At 68.7% G+C, this 16,713-nt stretch carries 18 protein-coding genes; 9 read left to right on the top strand and 9 right to left on the bottom strand.

Going from position 1 to position 16,713, the window contains the following annotated elements:
- Positions 1 to 148: 148 nt before the first annotated feature.
- From ACQPYS_RS15730 to ACQPYS_RS15720, 3 genes are all read right to left on the bottom strand, one after another.
- On the bottom strand, positions 149 to 1,684 hold the full coding sequence (locus tag ACQPYS_RS15730; RefSeq protein ID WP_433489979.1) for a PucR family transcriptional regulator: 1,536 nt from the start codon (positions 1,682 to 1,684) through the stop codon (positions 149 to 151).
- Between the two features lie 84 nt (positions 1,685 to 1,768).
- Positions 1,769 to 2,383: a TetR/AcrR family transcriptional regulator gene (locus ACQPYS_RS15725; RefSeq protein ID WP_433489978.1), complete on the bottom strand. Its 615-nt coding sequence runs from the start codon at positions 2,381 to 2,383 to the stop codon at positions 1,769 to 1,771.
- Positions 2,384 to 2,523: 140 nt separating this feature from the next.
- Positions 2,524 to 3,126, bottom strand: a complete 603-nt coding sequence (locus tag ACQPYS_RS15720; protein WP_433489977.1) for a TetR/AcrR family transcriptional regulator — start codon at positions 3,124 to 3,126, stop codon at positions 2,524 to 2,526.
- 26 nt (positions 3,127 to 3,152) lie between these two features.
- Between ACQPYS_RS15720 and ACQPYS_RS15715 the strand changes: the two genes are divergently transcribed.
- The 4 genes from ACQPYS_RS15715 to ACQPYS_RS15700 all read left to right on the top strand — a co-directional run bounded on the left by ACQPYS_RS15715 (position 3,153) and on the right by ACQPYS_RS15700 (position 6,629).
- Entirely contained in the window at positions 3,153 to 3,893 is a 741-nt protein-coding gene (locus ACQPYS_RS15715) for an SDR family oxidoreductase (RefSeq protein ID WP_433489976.1), read from the top strand.
- 306 nt (positions 3,894 to 4,199) lie between these two features.
- Positions 4,200 to 5,162: a ferritin-like domain-containing protein gene (locus tag ACQPYS_RS15710; protein ID WP_433489975.1), complete on the top strand. Its 963-nt coding sequence runs from the start codon at positions 4,200 to 4,202 to the stop codon at positions 5,160 to 5,162.
- A gap of 72 nt (positions 5,163 to 5,234) precedes the next feature.
- Positions 5,235 to 5,534: an SAM-dependent methyltransferase gene (locus tag ACQPYS_RS15705; RefSeq protein WP_433489974.1), complete on the top strand. Its 300-nt coding sequence runs from the start codon at positions 5,235 to 5,237 to the stop codon at positions 5,532 to 5,534.
- Positions 5,535 to 5,753: 219 nt separating this feature from the next.
- The gene (locus ACQPYS_RS15700; protein WP_433489973.1) at positions 5,754 to 6,629 is read left to right on the top strand and encodes a phytanoyl-CoA dioxygenase family protein; all 876 of its coding nucleotides are present in this window, start codon (positions 5,754 to 5,756) and stop codon (positions 6,627 to 6,629) included.
- A 5-nt stretch (positions 6,630 to 6,634) separates the two neighbouring features.
- Here ACQPYS_RS15700 and ACQPYS_RS15695 read toward each other — a convergent pair whose 3' ends face one another.
- The gene (locus ACQPYS_RS15695) at positions 6,635 to 7,528 is read right to left on the bottom strand and encodes a class I SAM-dependent methyltransferase (protein ID WP_433489972.1); all 894 of its coding nucleotides are present in this window, start codon (positions 7,526 to 7,528) and stop codon (positions 6,635 to 6,637) included.
- A 638-nt stretch (positions 7,529 to 8,166) separates the two neighbouring features.
- Here ACQPYS_RS15695 and ACQPYS_RS15690 point away from each other — a divergent pair.
- The 4 genes from ACQPYS_RS15690 to ACQPYS_RS15675 are packed head-to-tail and all read left to right on the top strand — an operon-like array spanning position 8,167 to position 11,715.
- Entirely contained in the window at positions 8,167 to 9,150 is a 984-nt protein-coding gene (locus ACQPYS_RS15690; RefSeq protein ID WP_433489971.1) for an ABC transporter ATP-binding protein, read from the top strand.
- Complete coding sequence (locus tag ACQPYS_RS15685; protein WP_433489970.1) at positions 9,150 to 9,962, top strand: ABC transporter permease; 813 nt, start codon at positions 9,150 to 9,152, stop codon at positions 9,960 to 9,962. Before ACQPYS_RS15690 ends, ACQPYS_RS15685 begins: the two co-directional genes overlap by 1 nt.
- Positions 9,902 to 11,101 (top strand): sensor histidine kinase, encoded by a 1,200-nt coding sequence (locus ACQPYS_RS15680; protein ID WP_433489969.1) that lies wholly within the window; start codon positions 9,902 to 9,904, stop codon positions 11,099 to 11,101. The genes ACQPYS_RS15685 and ACQPYS_RS15680 overlap by 61 nt, the downstream gene beginning before the upstream one ends.
- Positions 11,098 to 11,715 (top strand): response regulator transcription factor, encoded by a 618-nt coding sequence (locus tag ACQPYS_RS15675; protein ID WP_063034674.1) that lies wholly within the window; start codon positions 11,098 to 11,100, stop codon positions 11,713 to 11,715. The genes ACQPYS_RS15680 and ACQPYS_RS15675 overlap by 4 nt, the downstream gene beginning before the upstream one ends.
- A 6-nt stretch (positions 11,716 to 11,721) precedes the next feature.
- On the opposite strand, the gene ACQPYS_RS15670 is transcribed toward ACQPYS_RS15675, so the two are convergent.
- The 5 genes from ACQPYS_RS15670 to ACQPYS_RS15650 all read right to left on the bottom strand — a co-directional run bounded on the left by ACQPYS_RS15670 (position 11,722) and on the right by ACQPYS_RS15650 (position 15,875).
- A complete protein-coding gene (locus tag ACQPYS_RS15670; RefSeq protein ID WP_433489968.1) occupies positions 11,722 to 12,729 on the bottom strand; it encodes an NAD(P)H-dependent flavin oxidoreductase in 1,008 nt (335 codons plus the stop codon).
- Positions 12,730 to 12,838: 109 nt separating this feature from the next.
- Positions 12,839 to 13,282, bottom strand: coding sequence for a MarR family winged helix-turn-helix transcriptional regulator (locus ACQPYS_RS15665; RefSeq protein WP_063034954.1), 444 nt, complete (start codon positions 13,280 to 13,282; stop codon positions 12,839 to 12,841).
- 60 nt (positions 13,283 to 13,342) lie between these two features.
- Positions 13,343 to 13,594, bottom strand: a complete 252-nt coding sequence (locus ACQPYS_RS15660) for a hypothetical protein (protein ID WP_433489967.1) — start codon at positions 13,592 to 13,594, stop codon at positions 13,343 to 13,345.
- Positions 13,595 to 13,711: 117 nt separating this feature from the next.
- Positions 13,712 to 14,797 carry an NAD(P)H-dependent amine dehydrogenase family protein gene (locus ACQPYS_RS15655; RefSeq protein ID WP_433489966.1) on the bottom strand — a complete coding sequence of 362 codons (1,086 nt, stop codon included), beginning with the start codon at positions 14,795 to 14,797 and terminating at the stop codon, positions 13,712 to 13,714.
- A gap of 52 nt (positions 14,798 to 14,849) precedes the next feature.
- Complete coding sequence (locus tag ACQPYS_RS15650; protein WP_433489965.1) at positions 14,850 to 15,875, bottom strand: Rieske 2Fe-2S domain-containing protein; 1,026 nt, start codon at positions 15,873 to 15,875, stop codon at positions 14,850 to 14,852.
- Between the two features lie 165 nt (positions 15,876 to 16,040).
- On the opposite strand from ACQPYS_RS15650, the gene ACQPYS_RS15645 reads away from it, so the two are divergent.
- Positions 16,041 to 16,661, top strand: a complete 621-nt coding sequence (locus ACQPYS_RS15645) for a TetR/AcrR family transcriptional regulator (protein WP_063034670.1) — start codon at positions 16,041 to 16,043, stop codon at positions 16,659 to 16,661.
- Positions 16,662 to 16,713 lie beyond the last annotated feature (52 nt).

Below are 16,713 nucleotides of genomic sequence, written 5' to 3'. Positions count from 1 at the left end.
GGTCGAGCCGACTCGTTGCGCGCGCCATGCTCACCTCCACGTCGAACGATGCGCTGTCACAGCCATCATGGCCCGCTCCGCGACGGGGCGCTTGTCCGCCTGGCACAGTTCGGCCCCCATCAGTTGTTCGTTTTCCACAACCGGGTGGTCAGTCGTCCTCGAAGGCCGCCAGATCGATGGTCATGGCCAACCGGGTTCGTGCGTCTTCCAGGTCGAGCGCGGCCACTTCGCGCATCTTCCGTATCCGGTTGCGGACGGTGTTCGGGTGGACGCCCAGGCCCGCGGCGGCGAGCACCGGATCGCCCTGCGCATCGAGCCACGCCCGCAGGGTCGCCACATAGTCTGTGGCGTGCGCGCTGTCGTACCGGCGCAACTCCGCGACCGGGCCGCGCGCCGGTATCCGGCCGGTCCGGGCCGCCGCCCGCAACCGCTGAAGCAGGATCTCGCCCCACGACTCATCGTAGGCCGGGTAGGCGATCTCCGCCGACCCCTGTTCGTGCAGTGCCAGGCATTCGTCCGCCTCCTGACGGGAGGCCGGCAGGTCGGCGGCCGTGCCCGGTCCGCCGATCCCGGCCGACAGGGTCACGCGGGCCGGAAGCGCCGTGCGCAGTGCGGTCACCCAGTCTCGTGCCGTCCGGACCCGGTCGCTGGGCAGGATCGTGTAGACGGTGTTGTCCGACAAAGTGCTGCGCCCCGGCCGCGACCAGCCGAAACCGAACGTGGCCTGCTCGAAGGCCAGCAGCAGCCCGGCGTGCCGCTGCGCCGCGATCTGAGCGCGTACCGCGACGACACGTAAAGGGGCCGGCGCCAACCCGAGCCGGCCGACCACGGTGGTGGCATCCGGGCTGCCCTCCAGCAGCCGGATCACCAGCTCGGATTCGACCTGGCGTTCCAGGTCCGCGCTGGCCCGCGACCGCAGCAGATGCAGGGCCACCGTCCGGGCCCCGTCGGCCAGCGCGGCCCGTCGGGCGCCCGTCATCGGTGCGCTGCAGACCACCCACACCGCACCCAGCAGTTCCCGGCCCACCCGCACCGCGACCACCATCCGTCCGTCGAGCCCGTGCCCGGGGTCCGGTTCGACGAATACGGGCTCGTCGGAGTTCGCGAGATGCGTATGGACGCTGCGTGATTCGAAAAGTTCGCGCAGGGGAGCGGGTTGCCGGCGTTGCAGTACCGTCTCCCGCAGGGCGCGGTCGGCCACCCGCCCCGCCGTGGAGTACGCCATCACCCGGGACAGCGGATCCTCGATCGTCACCGCACCGTCCACCGCGGTCGCCAAGCTGTCCGCCAGGGCGAAGAGATCTGTGGGACCGCGCCCGGAGGCCGTTTCCCGCCCCTCCAGCACCAGCCCGTAGACCACCCCGGCGAGCTGGCTCCACGACACCTCGGGATCGACCACCAGCACCGCGACCCCGTCCTCGGGTCCGATCGCGGACGCTTCCCGGTCGGCGTCGGTGCCCCCGCGGACCAGTACCGCGACCGCCCTCGCCGCCCGCGCTCCGGCGACCGCCGTCCGCACCGATCCGGCGCCTACGGCCAGGAGGATATCGCCGGTCGCTTCTTCCGCCCCGGTGGCGTCGAACATCGCGACACTGCGGATCACGGTCGCCCGCGACACCGGGCAGCAGCGCAATCGCACTCCGTATCCACCCAGTACGTTCACGAGATGGTCCAATCGCACCATGAACGACTCCTGTTCACCCTGGTCCCGTCACCGTAGCCGGGCCGGCTGCGGGAGCCGGATGCCGGCTTCGGGCCGACGGCAGGATCAGCCGCGGCCGAGGAAGCCGAACCAGCTGTCGGTGAGGACGTCGAGCATCTTCTCGTACCCGATTCCCCACTGTCCCGCCGTCCAGTTCCGTGCGACGTGGTCCAGTTCGGTGCTCGCGAGGACACCGCGGAACCGGCGCGTCCCGGCCGCGAACCGCCCGGCCCGCTCGAGGCCGTCCTCTATATCGCCGATCGCCTCGTTCATCCATTCGTCGAACAGCCCGCGGAGCTCCGGATCGACCGCCGCCGCCTCGAAGGCCGTGGTGTTGTAGGGCCGGACGGTATCCGAGCGCTGTGCGCTCGCGTCGAGCCAGGCGCGGATCCGCTCCCGGGATCCGTCTTCGACCACCGCGACCAGTTCCCGCTCCGTCGATCCGTGCGTGGTGGTGGGGACCCGGTCCAGTGCCGGCCTGGGCCGCTCGGTGATGTGGGCCTTGATCAGGTCGACCTTCGAAGGGGAGTACGTGTAGAAGGTCATCCGCGTGGTGTCCGCGGCCGAGGCGATATGGTCGACCTTGGCGGTCGCGTAACCCTTCGATACGAATAGTTCGAGACCGGCCTCGAGCAGGAATTCGCGGGTCATCTCCTTCTGGGCCTCACGGAGCGTCGCCATGGACTCAGCGTAGAGCAGGGCGGCTGTGTTCCGTTCCTTGTGCTCGCTCTGGATGGATGTCGACCGATTACTTGGCACCGGGGACACGCTGCGGCTCCTGCGTCACGTGGATTCCGCCGAACCGTGGCGGGTCGCCGCTCTCAGGAACGGTGTGCCCGGAGACCATCGATGAGGATCGACAACAAGCGCGGCCCGCGCGTGTCGAGTTCGGCGTCGTCCAGCCGCGACAGCCAGCTGATGAGCACGATGACATCGCGGGCTTCGGCGTCGGCCCGGATGGTGCCTGCCGAACGGCCCGCGGACAGCAGTAGTTCCACCGCCTGACCGATCGGGCCGAGGCTGTGGGCGGCGAGGTCACGCCACGTCGCCGCTTCGACCGCGGCGAACACATCGCGTTTGACCCGCGCGTAGGCGGCAACGCGCTCGAGCCACGCCGCCAGCGCATCCAGTGGCGGGTGGGCCGCCAGCAGTGTCGCCGCCGCGGCGACCAACTCCTGCACTTCTCGGTGATACACCTCGGCAAGGAGGGCCTCGCGGGTGGGGAAGTGCCGGTACAGGGTGCCCTGCCCGATTCCGCAGGCTTTCGCGACCGCGTTGAGCTTCAGCTCTCCCTGCTCGCGCACGAGATCGCGGGCGGCAATCAGGATGCGTTCGCGGTTGCGCTGCGCGTCCGCGCGCCGCGTACTGCCGCGCCCGGCAGAAGCGGACAGTTGTCCGGTAGGGTGGTCTGAGTAAACGGACATATGTCCATTATATGCGGAGGTTCCCTGTGGCCATTCATGGCAAAGTCGTCGCGATCACCGGTGCCAGTAGTGGAATCGGCGAGGCGACAGCGCGTCATCTAGCCGCCGAAGGTGCGGCCGTTGTCCTCGGTGCCCGCCGCATCGATCGGCTGTACCGGCTCGTCGCCGAGATCGAGACCGCGGGTGGCCGGGCCGCGGCGACTCGGGTGGACGTCATCGAGCCCGGTGACCTCCGGGCACTCGTCGACCTGGCCGTCGAGCGTTTCGGCCGGCTGGATGCGCTCGTGGGCAATGCCGGAATCAGCAGGATCGGTCCTGTTGCCGACCTGGACGTGGCGGGCTGGTCGGCGATGGTCGATGTGAACGTCAAGGGAATCCTGCACGGGATCGCGGCGGCAATGCCGATCTTCCGTGGCCAGGGCAGTGGTCACCTGGTCACCGTGGTGTCGACCGCGGGCCTGAAGATCGTCCCCACCCAGGCGGTGTACGCCGGGACCAAGAACGCGGTCCGCACCCTGCTGGAGGGTTTGCGTCAGGAGAGCACCGACGGTGTGCTGCGGACGACGTCGATCTCCCCGGGATATGTACGCACCGAGTTCATCGATCACGCTGTCGACGATCCGGCCGTGCGCGAGCAGGTCAGGCGGAACATGGCCGAACTCGGAATCGATCCCGTGGCGGTGGCCCGGGCGATCGCGTTCGCCATCGATCAACCGGAGGACGTCGAGATCGGCGACCTGACCATCCGTCCCACTCGTCAGGGCTGACGCCGGGGGGCGAGGAAACGGCCGGCCGGGCGCCGGTCAGCCGCCCCACGAGACCGCTGAGCAGCTTCGCCGACGACGCCAATGCCACCTCCCGCACCGACCGTCGCGCACCGTACCCGAGCAAACGCTCGGATAATCCCAGCGGTGGCACGGTCGGCCGGAAGTGGGCCGCTCGATATCTCTCGGCACGGCGGGCCGGCGAAGTCCTTTCGACGGCGCTGATTATCGAGAGGCGGAACGGGTAGGCGCGGAAGAGGTGCAACGTGGCACCCGCCAGAAAATCGACACCGGAGGAACGATATTCGTATGACTTCGCGTGAAACCACCACTCTGCTGGCGCAGCTGCGTGCGATCCGTGAGTTGACCGATACCGAGATCCAGATCGCGGAAACCCGGATCGGACAGGCCCGGACCGAGGCAGTGCGCCGCGAACTGTCCGAGAACGCCGACAATGCGCGGGCGCGTGCCGAAGCCGTCGGCGCCGCTATTCGTGAACTCGGCGGCGTACCCGAGGTGATCGGCCCCTTCCTCGGCCGGGCCACCGCCGTGGTGAAGGCGCTCCTCGACCAGGCGCAGCCGTTCGACGAGGCCCTGCTGGGCGATCTCACCCTGGAACACCAGCTCCTCGACCGCGCGCGGTACGTCAAGGCCCTGGCGACCAGCGCGGGACGCGGCGATATCGCGGCGCTGGCGCAGCGCCTGATCACCGCGCATTCCGCGACCGTGGACTGGCTGACCACTGTCCTGGCCGAGGAGGCACTCGGCGGCCCGGCCGCGTTGCGCCGCACGCCACTACAGGCGGCGGCCGGTGCTGCCGTGAAACTGGTCAATCTGCCCGTCACGTGGTCCGCACGCGGTGTGGACCGGGCGCTGGACACCGTCCGGGCCACCCCGCCCGCGCTCGGTGAACTACTGTCCCGAGGCGCGCACGCCGGTGATATCGCCGCCCGGACGCTGACCGCCTCCCGCGACGCCGCGCTCGAAAGCGCCGAACAGGTCACCCGCCGGGAAGGCGCGGGTACCGCGGCCGCTTCGCTGCATTCGGTCCGCGCGGCCACAGGCGTGCTCGAGCCGGGGGAGTTGCCCATCGCCGACTACGACCGGCTCAATGTGAGCCGAGCGGTCGCCGCGGTCAAGGAATTGACCGATCCGGCCGATATCCGGGCAGTCGTCGCCTATGAAGAGGCACACAAGAAACGGCACGGGGTGGTCTCGGCGGCGCAGACCCGGCTCGCGGTCATCGCCAAGGAAGCGGCCGGCCTGAACTGACGCCGTGTTCGCCGCGGCGCTCAGCCGGCGATCGACTCCATCCACTCCAACACCGCCGCATGATAGTCGGCGGTGTTGCGGGCCAGATTCACCGAGTGCCCGCTTCCGGGCAGCACGAAGGTACGCAATCGCGCGGCCGGGGAGAAATGCGGTGCCTCGGCCGCCTGCAGGGTCGCCGTATCGGCACAGACCCGGGAGCACAGCAGAAACAGTTCCGCGCAGGTCCGGTACCGATCGCGCGCGGAGGTGACCGCGTTCCCGGACGGATTCGAGAACACCGGGCCCGGCGTAGTTCCCCTGCAGCAGTGGCTCGCCGACGATCTGCCGGAGACCAAGCTGGTGCTCTACGGGGCTATCGGTCGCAAGCACTGACGGTTCGCCGATCATGGCCAGACGAACGGGCCGGCCGGATCGCCGGTGCGCGCCGAATGCCCGTGGTAGCCGGTTCCGCGCGGTCCGCCGATAGTGGCGGGCGTCGCGGACCTCCGTGCGACCACGGTGACGGCCGGACCCAAGGTATTGCGGAACGATAAGAGCGATAACACAATTGGATGCGACCCGCCGTGGGCCCGAATCGCTCTGGGAGCAGCCGTGAACCCTGCACAATCGCCGCCTCCGGTGGATGTCATCAGTTCTCTGGACGATCTCCGGGGTGATCTGGCGCGGCGCCATCCGGCCACCACCACCGCTACGGACGCGGTCGACCCGGCCACGGTCGCCGTCGACCTGTCCGCTCTCGAACGTGACGGCTACGTCATCTGGGAGAACCTGCTCACCTCCGACGAATGCGAACAACTCCGTGGCGCGCTCACCCCCTTCCTGGAGCGCACCGGCCGAAACACCTTCGAGGGACAGCGGACCCGGCGGGCCTACAACCTGCTCGAGAAGACCCGTGCCTGCGACGCGCTCGTCGAGCATCCCCGGGTGCTGGCCCTGCTCGATCGGTTGTTCCTGCCGAATTATCTGCTCTCGCAATTGCAGGCCATCGACATCCACCCCGGCGAACAGGCGCAGATGCTGCACCACGACGACGGTTTCTACCCGATCCCGCGACCCCGGCCACCGCTGAGCGCCGCGACGATGTGGGCGATCGATGCGTTCACCGACACCAACGGTGGCACGGTGGTGCTGCCGGGCAGCCATCGCTGGGGTTCCGAGCGCAGCCCCGCCGACGCCGATATCCGGACAGCGCTGCGGATGCCGGCGGGATCCTGCGCGTTCTACCTCGGCACACTCTGGCACGGCGGCGGTACGAATCGCAGTGCCGGTGCCCGCCTGGGGGTGACCGTGCAGTACTGCGAACCCTGGCTGCGGCCACAGGAGGCCTACACCTTGGCCACCAGCAGGGATACCGCGCGGACGGTATCGGAGAACATCCGGCGGATGCTGGGGTACAGCATCCACCCGCCGTTCATGGGTGCCGTAGACGGGATGCACCCGAAACGGTTGCTCGACCGGCCGGGGTGACCGGTCTATTCGGCCACCGCCTCGGCCTCGCCCACCCTGCGCAGCGCGATTCGATACAGCACCAGGTGCTGCTCCTCGAACTGCCGGATGGACGCCTCGAGGTATCGCTCATAGGCTTCGGTGATCCGCGCCCCGGCCAGTTGTTCCGCCTCGGCGCGCCGCGCCCGGAGCCGCCGGAGCCATTCCGTGCAGGTGGTCGCATAGTCGTGGCGGTCGTTGACCACCGAACGGATTTCGAAGAGCTTCTCCGAAGCATGGGCGAGTTCGGCCAGCCGCGGTGGGTCCGACTCCGGGAAGATCTCGTCGGCGAGGAACTGCACATCGGTGATCGAGTTCTGGTCGAGCGGACGGTTGCCCTTGCCGATCGTCTGGATCACCAGGCTGCCGCCGGTACGTACCATGCTGTGGCAGTGGGTGAAGAAGGCGCGGTAGGTGGCGGTGCGTTCGCGGCGCGACAGCCCGAACCGCACGAAATGTTCGAGCGCCCCGACGCAGAAGATGGTGTCGTAGGGCGTGTCGGGCCGATGATCCTGCCAGTGTTCCAGGCGCACCCCGGTGCGTTCCGCGGCATGGGTGCGGACGTGGTGGTACTGGTCGCGGCTGAGCGTCAGTCCGGTGACCCGGGTTTTGGCGTGCCGGTCGGTGATCGCCCGCATCAGACTGCCCCAGCCGCACCCGATATCGAGAATGCGTTCGGTGCCGGCGAGCCGGGCCTGTTCGATCAGGTAGTCGAGCTTGCGTTGCTGCGCGCGGTCGAGGTCGTCGCCGTCGGCCCACAGGGCACACGAGTAGGTCAGGCCGGAGTCGAGCCACAGCCGGTAGAAGTCGGTCCCGATATCGTAGTGATGTTCGACGGCATCCGCCGATGCGCCCTGACGTGCGCCGATATCCGATGTCATCACAGACCTCCGAAGTTTCTGATGTGCCGGTGTCTCCCGGCGGGAGTTGTCGGACCGGCCGATCGATGGGCTCGCTGGATCGCGCGGCCGGGCCGCGGTACCGGTGGGCAAGCGGCACCCGGGTGCGACTCGGTCGGGTTCGGGTTGTTCTCCGGGAGCCGGTGACTCGCGGGACAGGTGCCGGACCTGTTTGCGTCCGGTGTCCGGGCCCGGCACGAGGCGTTCCGGAACCTGGCTGTACACCGGGATTCAAGGGCAGAAGGGGGGATTGCCGGTCCGGCAGAAGATCTCTCGGCCGGTCTCGCGGTATCTCCTGTTCGCGAGCGGGAATGAGCGGATCGGGTCGGCACCGTAGTCGATTCTACGTGCGCGCCGCAGGGCACGTCCAGACGCTACGGGCGCCAATCGTCTTGCGAGAGAATCGATATCGAGGGATTATCAGCTGCTCTGTGGTTGGTGGGTTGCCCGGCGGCGCGTCAGCTCGATGCCCGGCTGCTCGGCTATTCATCGTCGGCGGCCGGGCGAAACCGGTGCGGGCGGATGATGACTTTTGTCATCTCCGGACCGTGCGAAATGCACGAATATCCGGTGACTGCGCTTACTACAGATCCCGGTCCGGCGCGGTGATCGTAGAAGATATGAACAGCGCATATTTCGATCCACCGCAACTGCCCGGGCGGCCGGTACACGATATCGTCGTCGCGCGCGGTCTGCACCGGACCTACGGCACCGGAAAGGCCGCCTTCGAAGCGGTCCGCGGTATCGATCTCCAGGTCGCCGAGGGCGAGGTGTTCGCCCTGCTGGGCACCAACGGCGCGGGCAAGACCTCGACGCTCGACATACTGGAGGGACTGGTCGAACCCTCTGCCGGTTCGGTCGAGATCTTCGGCCTCGATCCATACCGTCACCGAGGCCAGGTACGCGCGCAGGTCGGCATCATGCTGCAGTCCGGGGGCCTGCCCACCGAGCTCACCGTCCGTGAAACGCTCGAGATGTGGCGCGGGACCTGTAGTAACCCGGTGAGCAGCGCAACGGTTCTCGCGCAGGTCGATCTGGTCCATCGCGCCGACGTCCGGGTCGGGTCCCTCTCCGGTGGTGAACAGCGCCGGGTCGATCTGGCCTGCGCCCTGCTCGGTCAACCGCGGTTGCTGTTTCTCGACGAACCGACCACCGGACTCGACCCGGAGAGCCGGCGCGGGACCTGGCGACTGCTGTCCGAGCTCAAGAACTCGGGAGTGGGCATGGTGCTGACCACGCACTATCTGGACGAGGCGGAAGCGCTGGCCGATCGGGTCGCGATCATGCACCGGGGCGAGATGGCACGCACCGGGACCCTGCGCGAGATCGTCGACGGCCATCCGGCGCGGATCGCCTTCGACCATCCGGGGCTACCGCTGCCGAATCTGTCCACCGCCCGCATCGAGGCGGGAGCCCGGGTCACTGTTAGCACCCACGACCTGCAGGGCGATCTGTCGGTGCTGCTCGGCTGGGCGGGCGAACAGGGCGTGCGGCTGGGTGGGCTGGAGGCCCGCGCCGCATCCCTGGAGACCGTTTTCCTCGATATCGCAGACGATTCGGCCGCCGCGACGGCGACCGGGGACGAACTGATCGGAGCCCGCTGATGACCACGACCGCCGCACCGGCCCCCGGATTCCGCCGCCGTCCGCTCGCTGCCCTCGCGAAGGCCGAGTACCTGCAGTTCCGGCGGAACAAAACGCTCGTCTACCTGGCGACGGTGTTCCCGATCGGCATACCGGCGGCCCTGTTCTTCATCGCCCGCCGTGGCGATACCTCCGCCGCGGATCTCGCGGTACTCACCTTCGAGATGCTGGCGCTGGTGACCCTGCTGTTCGTGCAGTACTACTCGGTGCTGTCGATGGTCACCACCCGCCGCGGCGAGGGCGTACTGAAACGACTTCGGACGGGTGAGGCCGCCGACTGGCAGATCCAGACCGCGCCCGCGATACCCGGTGCGCTGGTCACCCTCGGTTGCGCCGCCGTGGTCGCCGCGGTCGTCTACGGTGCGGGGGCGCCGGCGCCGGTCAACCCTGCCGCGCTCGCACTCGCTCTCGCGGGCGGAATCGTCCTGTTCTCCCTGCTGGCGCTGGCGACCAGCACGTTCACCAAGAACGCCGAGGCCGCGCAGATCACCTCGCTGCCGGTGATGACGATCGCCATGCTGGGGATGACATCGATCCGCGCGATGCTGCCGGATCGACTCGCGGATCTGGCCGGCTGGACTCCCTTCGCGGCCGTCTCCGATCTGGTGTCGCTGGGTGTCGCCGGGGTGCCGGCGCTCGCCGACGCCGGTGCCGCGGGTGATTTCGCCGGGACCTTCGCCGAGATGGGGCGCCCGTTTGCGACACTGACGATATGGACCGTCCTGGCGTTCGCGCTGATCCGCCGGAGTTTCCGCTGGGACGACCGCGGGTGAACCGCTGGACCGCCCGGTGGCGCGCACTGCCGGCGGGGGCGAAATTCCGGCTCTACACCGGGATCACATTCCAGGGCGCGCTGGTCGCGGTGGTGGTCGCCATGGCGGCCACCGCTCGCTCGCCGTGGGCGGCCGCCGGACTAGTGCTCGCCGGGATCGCGGCGGTCTTCGCGGTGGAGGCCCGCGCGGAATTCGCCGTATCGTCGCGGTGGTCGTCGCGTGGGTGGGTCCTGCCGATCGCCCTCGCGACGCTGACAGGGGTATGGGTCGCCGCTGCCGTGGTCGCCCGGACGGCGGACGACGAAGCCGCCGTTGTTCTCGCCCGGGTGACCGGCGTCTATGTGGCAGTGCTGGCCGTGTTCGCCCTCGTATCGTTTCTCCGGCACAGATGGTGGATTCTGCCGGTGTTGAGCGTGGCGACCGGATCGGTTTTCGGCTCGTCCCCGGCGACGGTGGTGAGTGGGATCGTGGTGACCTTCGTCGCCGGCGGATTCGTCATCGCGACGGTCTGGCTCACGATGTGGGGGCTGCGGGTCGTCGACGAAGTGGAACACGCGAAGGTCGTCGAGGCCGAACTGCGACTGGCGCAGGAGCGTTTGCGATTCGCGCGGGACCTGCACGATGTGGTCGGCCGCGGATTCTCGGCGATCGCCGTGAAAAGCGAACTCGCCGGGGTGCTGTCGCGGTCCGGCGATACCGACCGGGCGGCGCAGGAGATGGACGAGGTCAAAACACTCGCCGTCGAATCCATGGGGCAGATGCGTGAACTGGTTCGGGGCTATCGCGGGATCGATCTGCTCGGGGAGGTGGCCGGGGCGGGTTCGCTGCTCGCGGCGGTGGGGTGTGAGCTCGGCGTCGAGGGCGATCCCGCAACGGTCCCCGCCCGATTCCATGAGGTCGCGGCCTGGGTGGTGCGTGAGGGTACGACCAATATCGTCGAACACTCCGCGGCCACATCGGCGACTCTCGCGTTCGGCGGTGCCGGTATGTCGGTGCGCAACAACCGTCCGCGCGGCACGCCGGGGCAGCATTCGGGGCTGCGTGGGCTCGCGGAACGGCTCGCCGCTGTCGGCGCGAGTCTCGCCGTGACCGCGACCGCCGATGAGTTCGTCCTGGAGATCCGCTGGGAGAAAATATGATTCCGGTCTTCCTCGCCGATGACGAAACCCTCATCCGCGCGGCGCTGGCGACAATGCTCGATCTCGAAGCCGATCTCGAGGTCGTCGACCATGTCGGCTCCGGGGAGGAGCTGCTGGCCGTGTGGCGGCGCCGCGCGGCGGACGAGCCGGCCGCGGTGGCCGTCATCGACCTGCAGATGCCCGGTATCGACGGTATCGAGACGGCCACGCAGCTGCTGCGGCTCGCACCGGGTGCCGCCACGCTGATCGTCACCAGCCACGGCCGGCCCGGGTACCTCAAGCGGGCACTGGCCGCGGGGGTTCGGGGTTTCCTGCCCAAGACGACCTCGGCGGCGACGCTGGCCGACGTGATCCGCACCGTGCACGCCGGCGGCCGGTATGTCGATCCGGAGCTGGCCGCGGAAGCCATCAGCGCCGGTGACACCGTGCTCACCGCACGGGAAGCCGATGTTCTCGAATACGCCCTCGACGGCTCGTCGGTCGAGGACATCGCCCGGCGAGCCCACCTGTCGCCGGGCACCACCCGCAACTACCTCTCCGCGGCAATGGCGAAGCTCGGGGTCTCCAACCGGTATGAGGCGGCCCTCAGGGCACGGGAAAAGGGCTGGATCTGACGAGCGTCAGTCGCTCTCCGGCCCGAGTGCCGTGCCGCTGTCCGCCGCGGTCCCGGCGCCGTGCGCCCACCGGCCCAACAGCCGATCGGCTCCGGTACACAATGCGGCGACGACCTCACCGGCCGGGAGACTGCGGGTGAGAGCGCCGACGCCCGCGCCGGCGTCGACGGGGGCGCGGCGGGGGTCTCTGGTGGCGGCGGCCGCCGCCACTTCGTCGCGGGCCGCGCCGTCCGCGGATAACGCGGCCTCCTGCTCTGCCCAGGTCCGGGTGGTCTCGTTGGCCAGTACGCGGGCGGGATAGCGGTCCGGCCAGGGTAGCCGCTGCCCCAGATCGAAGACCCGGGTGACCACCGTATCGGTGGCCCGGGCGCGGATCAGCGCGGCGCGAGCGGGTTCCGGGGTGAGCGCTTCCGGGCAGGCCGACAGACAGGTGCCGAGCCAGGCACCGGCCGCCCCCGCCGCGAGCACGGCCGCCAGACCCCGGGCGGTGGCGATACCACCGGCGGCGAGCACGGGCACCGTGACCGCGTCGAGTACCGCGTCCAGTACCGCCAGTGTGCCCAGCCGGGGATCGCCATGGCCGCCGCCCTCGCTGCCGCGGGCCACCAGGACATCCACTCCGGCCGCTGCGGCCCGGCATGCCTCATCCGCGTCGTAGACCTGGGTGAGCGCCGCCGCACCCGCCTCGTGGACCCGGTCGATCCAGGCCCACTCCTCGGTGAAACCGACCGAGACGAGCGCCGGCCGCGCGGCCAGGGCCGTCTCCAGCAGGGCGGGTTCGCGCTCGAGCACCCAGCCCACCATGCCGATACCGAACACCCCGGGTGCCGGATCGAGTTGCGTGAGTTCGTGTTCCAGGGCCGCGGCCGATCCGGTGCTGCCCATGCCGATCATTCCCAGACCGCCGGCCGCGGACACGGCGGACGCGAGGCGGCCCCCGGCCACTCCACCCATCGGTGCGTTCACGATCGGAACCGACAAACCCATCCGGCGCGACCACGGTGTTCCCGGCACCCACGGCCTCCTTCTCCTCCAGGCGCCCAGGTGGCCCCTTGTGGAGGCGACATTACGGGAGCCCGCATCCCGGCCGACCGTGCTGACGTCCGGAGGGCGGCGGCGTGGTTCAGGGGGTGGCTCGGCCGGTGAACGCGTCCACGACGGCCGCACCGATCCGGCGCTGTACCGGGTCTGCGGCCGGCCCGAACAGACGTTCGTCGACATCGGTGACCACCTGCTGGGCGGCGCGGAGCAGACGAGTCCCCTCGGCGGTGAGCTCGATCGCCGACGCCGAGCCGGCACGGGCCGTACGGTCGTGGACCAGTCCGGCGCCGACCATGGCCTTCACCGCCGTGTGCACGCTCTGCACGCTGATTCCCGACATCCGCGCCAGCTCCGAGAACGACGCACCCGGGACCCCGGAGATATGGCCGAGCAGACCCAGGCGGCCGACGGTCAGATCCAGTGTTGCCAGCGCGGCGTTGAGTTCGGTCTCCACTCGCCGCGCCAACGTCAGCACGATGATCGAGGCGCTGGCCGGCGGGGGTGTCGGGCCGTTGTCAGTACTCACCGATCCAGTGTCGCGCACGGACGCCGGTGTCCCGGCCGGCGGTATGTCCGTGGCGCCGGGTCAGCGGACCGCGTCGATGAGATGCCGGGTGGAGAATGCGACGAACGGGTGCCCGTCGCGCATCTCCCTGTCCAATTCCACGAGCGTGTCCCGGTAGCGGTCGACGGAGAAATCCGGCACCCACCACACGCATTTGCGCAGGATCCATATGATGGCGCCGATATCGGAGAACTCCATCCGGCAGCTTGCGGTGCGCAGGTCGGTCACGGTCAGTCCGGCGGCTTCGGCCGGGTGGACGGTGCTCGCGGGCACCGGGTTCTGCCTCCGGCCGCACCATGTGGATGTGGAGGTCATCGCCGATTGGGTGGTTGCGCAGTGAGCGCGCCGTGGGCCACCGCCGGGCGATCCGGCGGGCCCGTGGCGCGCCCCTCAGATAGCGAAACGCCCGGCGAACGCACGCAGCGGGAGGTCGGCGCTGGTGATGATGCCCGGACGCGCGGCGACAACAGACCGCAGGGAGTTGAGGGCCGGTAATCCGGTGACGGTCATCCCGATCGAGGCGAAGTTCTCCGGCTGCGACAGGTCGAAGCCCTTCCGGGGGAAGATCATATGTTTGCTGTAGATGCTGGGATCGCCGGTGATCTGGGTGATGTAGCAGCCCTTGATATTCCACGCGGGGTCGGTGTGGGGGGTCATCTGCCATTCGAGATGGGTTTCCACCCGCGGCACGCCGTCGACCAGGCCCTGATACTTGATGTAGTTGGCGCCGAGTGAGCCCTTGGGCAGGAAATACCAGCCCAGATCGATGTCCTTCGTGCAGGCGCCGAGTTCGTAGTGGAAGGTGACCTCGTCCAGTTCGAGGTCGAAGGTGTCGGCCATCAGGTAGACCGAATCGGCGAAGACCGCGGTGTATTTGTGCAACGAGTCCGGGATGGTCGGATCGTCGATCGGGCGGCCGTAACCGACTGCTTTCCAGGTGTCGACGGAATGGTGGCAGGAGACGTCCACCGATTCGGTGACGGTGATGTTCTCGATCGCGGCGACGTCGGCGGTGTGCACGATTCCGAGGATCTGGGCGAGTCCGGGATTCATGCCCGTGCCGTAGAAGGTGGAATTGCCGCGCTCGCAGGCGGCCCGGATGATTTCACTGACCTTGCGGCCCGACGGGTGGGCGTGGTTGGTGTCGCGGTGGAAGCCGGTGATCCAGTCCGCTGTGGTCACCACATCGATGCCCGCCTCCAATACCTTCTCGTAGAGGTCCTCGTCGGGGAAGACGCCGTGGAAGGTGAGGACATCGGGGCGCGCCTCGATGATCTGCTCGACCGTACCGGTCGCCGTCACCCCGATCGGCCCGATGCCGACGATCTCGCCGGCGTCCCGGCCGATCTTTTCCGGGGTGTAGCAGTGCAGCCCGACGAGCTCGAGATCCGGATGGTCGCGGATGCGGCCGATCATCTCGGTGCCGAGGTTGCCGGTCGCAACCTGGAATACCCGGATCTTGCCGGAAGTGCTCATGGGCGGGCCTTTCTGTCTGCGGGTCGGCGAGGCTGCCTGTTCGAGTCCGCGGTCATACGCCGGCCGCGTTCGCGTTCGGTGCGGAGTCGGCCGCGCCGGTGCCCGGGTAGAACTGCCGTGCCCATTCGCGCAGGGCCCGGAAGCCCGCGTATTCCTTGCGCGACAGCGCGGGCGGGTCGGAGTAGCGCTGATGCGCCCAGATGTGGATATCGGCTTCGAACTGCTCGATCACAAAACCGGCCATCGCTGTGCCGTAGGTGGTGATCTCCGGGCTCTCGTCACCGGGTCTGCGGCCGATCCACACGGTGAACCGGACATCGGAGGTGCGCTCGTCGACCGGCGTCACCGCGGGCATGGTGCGGTTGTCGATCATGCCCCAGCTCTTGGTGATCGAGCATCCGAGCCCGGCGTTTATCGATTCGACACCGCTGTCGACCTGGTCTTCGGCCACGCCCTCGTCGAAGGCGATGGTGAAATCGACGTAGGAGACGGGCCCGGAGAAGTCGTGGCGGGTGAACTCCGGCACGAACGGGGTCTTGTGCACATACTTGAAATGCGCGAAATCGACACCGTTCTCCATGACGTACTGCGGGTGCAGTTCGAGCCCGGGCCGGTACAACGTGGCCGCGGGCACCGGCGGGTAGTAGTCCGCGGCGGTTTTGCCGTCGCCGAACGCGGCGAAGATATCGGGGACCTCGAAATGCGGTGGCCGGCCGTCGATGTCGTACCAGATCCAGACGCTCTCGTTGCGCTCCACCACCGGGTAGCTGCGGATGCGGCGGCCCTTGTTCGGGTGGCTCTCGTAGGGGATGCAGACATTGCGCCCCTCGCGGTTCCACTCCCAGCCGTGGAATGGACAGACCAGGTTCTCGCCCTCCACCCGGCCGCCGTAGCCGAGATGCGCGCCCAGATGCTCACAGTAGGCATCGAAGACGGTGACCTGCCCGGAGACCGATCGCCAGGCCACCATTTCGCGGCCGAAGTACTTCATCCGGTGTACCGCGCCGATGCCGATCTCACTGCACCAGGCCACCTGGAACCAGCCCGTCGGCTCCATCGGCAGTGGTGGTTTTGCCATCGCAATCCTCCAGGCATCGGGGGCGGTAGCGGGCGCGGCCACGGCCGTGCTTCGGTATATGACGCCGGTCACGTGGCGCTCCCGAGCATAGAACCCTCTTTGAAAGATTACAAGAGCTCTATGTGAAACTGGATCACCCTGTTCAGGGCCGGTAAAGTCGCCATCGTGACGGAAGCGGCGGTGGGCGGGAGACGAGCGAACAGGCGGGGGATCCAGTCGCGGGAGAGCATGCTCGAGGCGGCCATCGCCTCACTGGCCACCGGCGACCCCGCGGCGGTCTCGGGTAATCGGATCGCCCGCGATATCGGCGCCACCTGGGGAGTGATCAAATACCAGTTCGGTGATATCGACGGACTGTGGGCGGCGGTCCTGCGGTACACCGCGGACAAGCGGGGAGACCTGCCCGCCGGGATCAAACCGGACGGCACCCTGCACGAGCGGGTGGCCGCCATGATCGACGCCATGGCCGGCGGGCTGCGCCGGCCGGAATCGCTGGCCATCGAAACGTTGCGTGCTGCCCTGCCGCGCGAGCACGCCGAACTGGAACGCGACTACCCCCGCACCGCCGCGGAACTGGCATCGTGGAAACCGAACTGGGACAAGGCCTGTCAGCGCGCTTTCGCCGATATGGAACTCGATCCGGACAAGGTGCGGCAGGTGGCCGCCCTCATCCCGGCGGCGATGCGCGGGATCACTTCCGAACGCACCCTGGGTACCTACGGTGATCTCGACGACGCGCTGAAGGCCCTGACCGGCGGCATAGTGGCCTACCTGGAGCGCCCGTGAACCTGCCCGGCGCGACACCCTCGAGGCGGCCGGTTCGGGCCGCAGCGACCGG

It is taken from the genome of Nocardia grenadensis, assembly GCF_050942415.1.
Taxonomy (GTDB): Bacteria; Actinomycetota; Actinomycetes; order Mycobacteriales; family Mycobacteriaceae; genus Nocardia; species Nocardia grenadensis.
The sequence above is the reverse complement of the archived record's forward strand: the minus strand, read 5'-3'. Positions and strand labels throughout refer to the sequence as shown.

Bases quoted from the DNA above. Each gene is read 5' to 3' on its own strand.
- ACQPYS_RS15730 (WP_433489979.1), bottom strand. From the start codon at position 1,684: ATGGTGCGATTGGACCATCTCGTGAACGTACTGGGTGGATACGGAGTG.
- ACQPYS_RS15725 (WP_433489978.1), bottom strand. From the start codon at position 2,383: ATGGCGACGCTCCGTGAGGCCCAGAAGGAGATGACCCGCGAATTCCTG.
- ACQPYS_RS15720 (WP_433489977.1), bottom strand. From the start codon at position 3,126: ATGTCCGTTTACTCAGACCACCCTACCGGACAACTGTCCGCTTCTGCC.
- ACQPYS_RS15710 (WP_433489975.1), top strand. From the start codon at position 4,200: ATGACTTCGCGTGAAACCACCACTCTGCTGGCGCAGCTGCGTGCGATC.
- ACQPYS_RS15695 (WP_433489972.1), bottom strand. From the start codon at position 7,528: ATGACATCGGATATCGGCGCACGTCAGGGCGCATCGGCGGATGCCGTC.
- ACQPYS_RS15690 (WP_433489971.1), top strand. From the start codon at position 8,167: ATGAACAGCGCATATTTCGATCCACCGCAACTGCCCGGGCGGCCGGTA.
- ACQPYS_RS15685 (WP_433489970.1), top strand. From the start codon at position 9,150: ATGACCACGACCGCCGCACCGGCCCCCGGATTCCGCCGCCGTCCGCTC.
- ACQPYS_RS15680 (WP_433489969.1), top strand. From the start codon at position 9,902: ATGGACCGTCCTGGCGTTCGCGCTGATCCGCCGGAGTTTCCGCTGGGA.
- ACQPYS_RS15675 (WP_063034674.1), top strand. From the start codon at position 11,098: ATGATTCCGGTCTTCCTCGCCGATGACGAAACCCTCATCCGCGCGGCG.
- ACQPYS_RS15655 (WP_433489966.1), bottom strand. From the start codon at position 14,797: ATGAGCACTTCCGGCAAGATCCGGGTATTCCAGGTTGCGACCGGCAAC.
- ACQPYS_RS15650 (WP_433489965.1), bottom strand. From the start codon at position 15,875: ATGGCAAAACCACCACTGCCGATGGAGCCGACGGGCTGGTTCCAGGTG.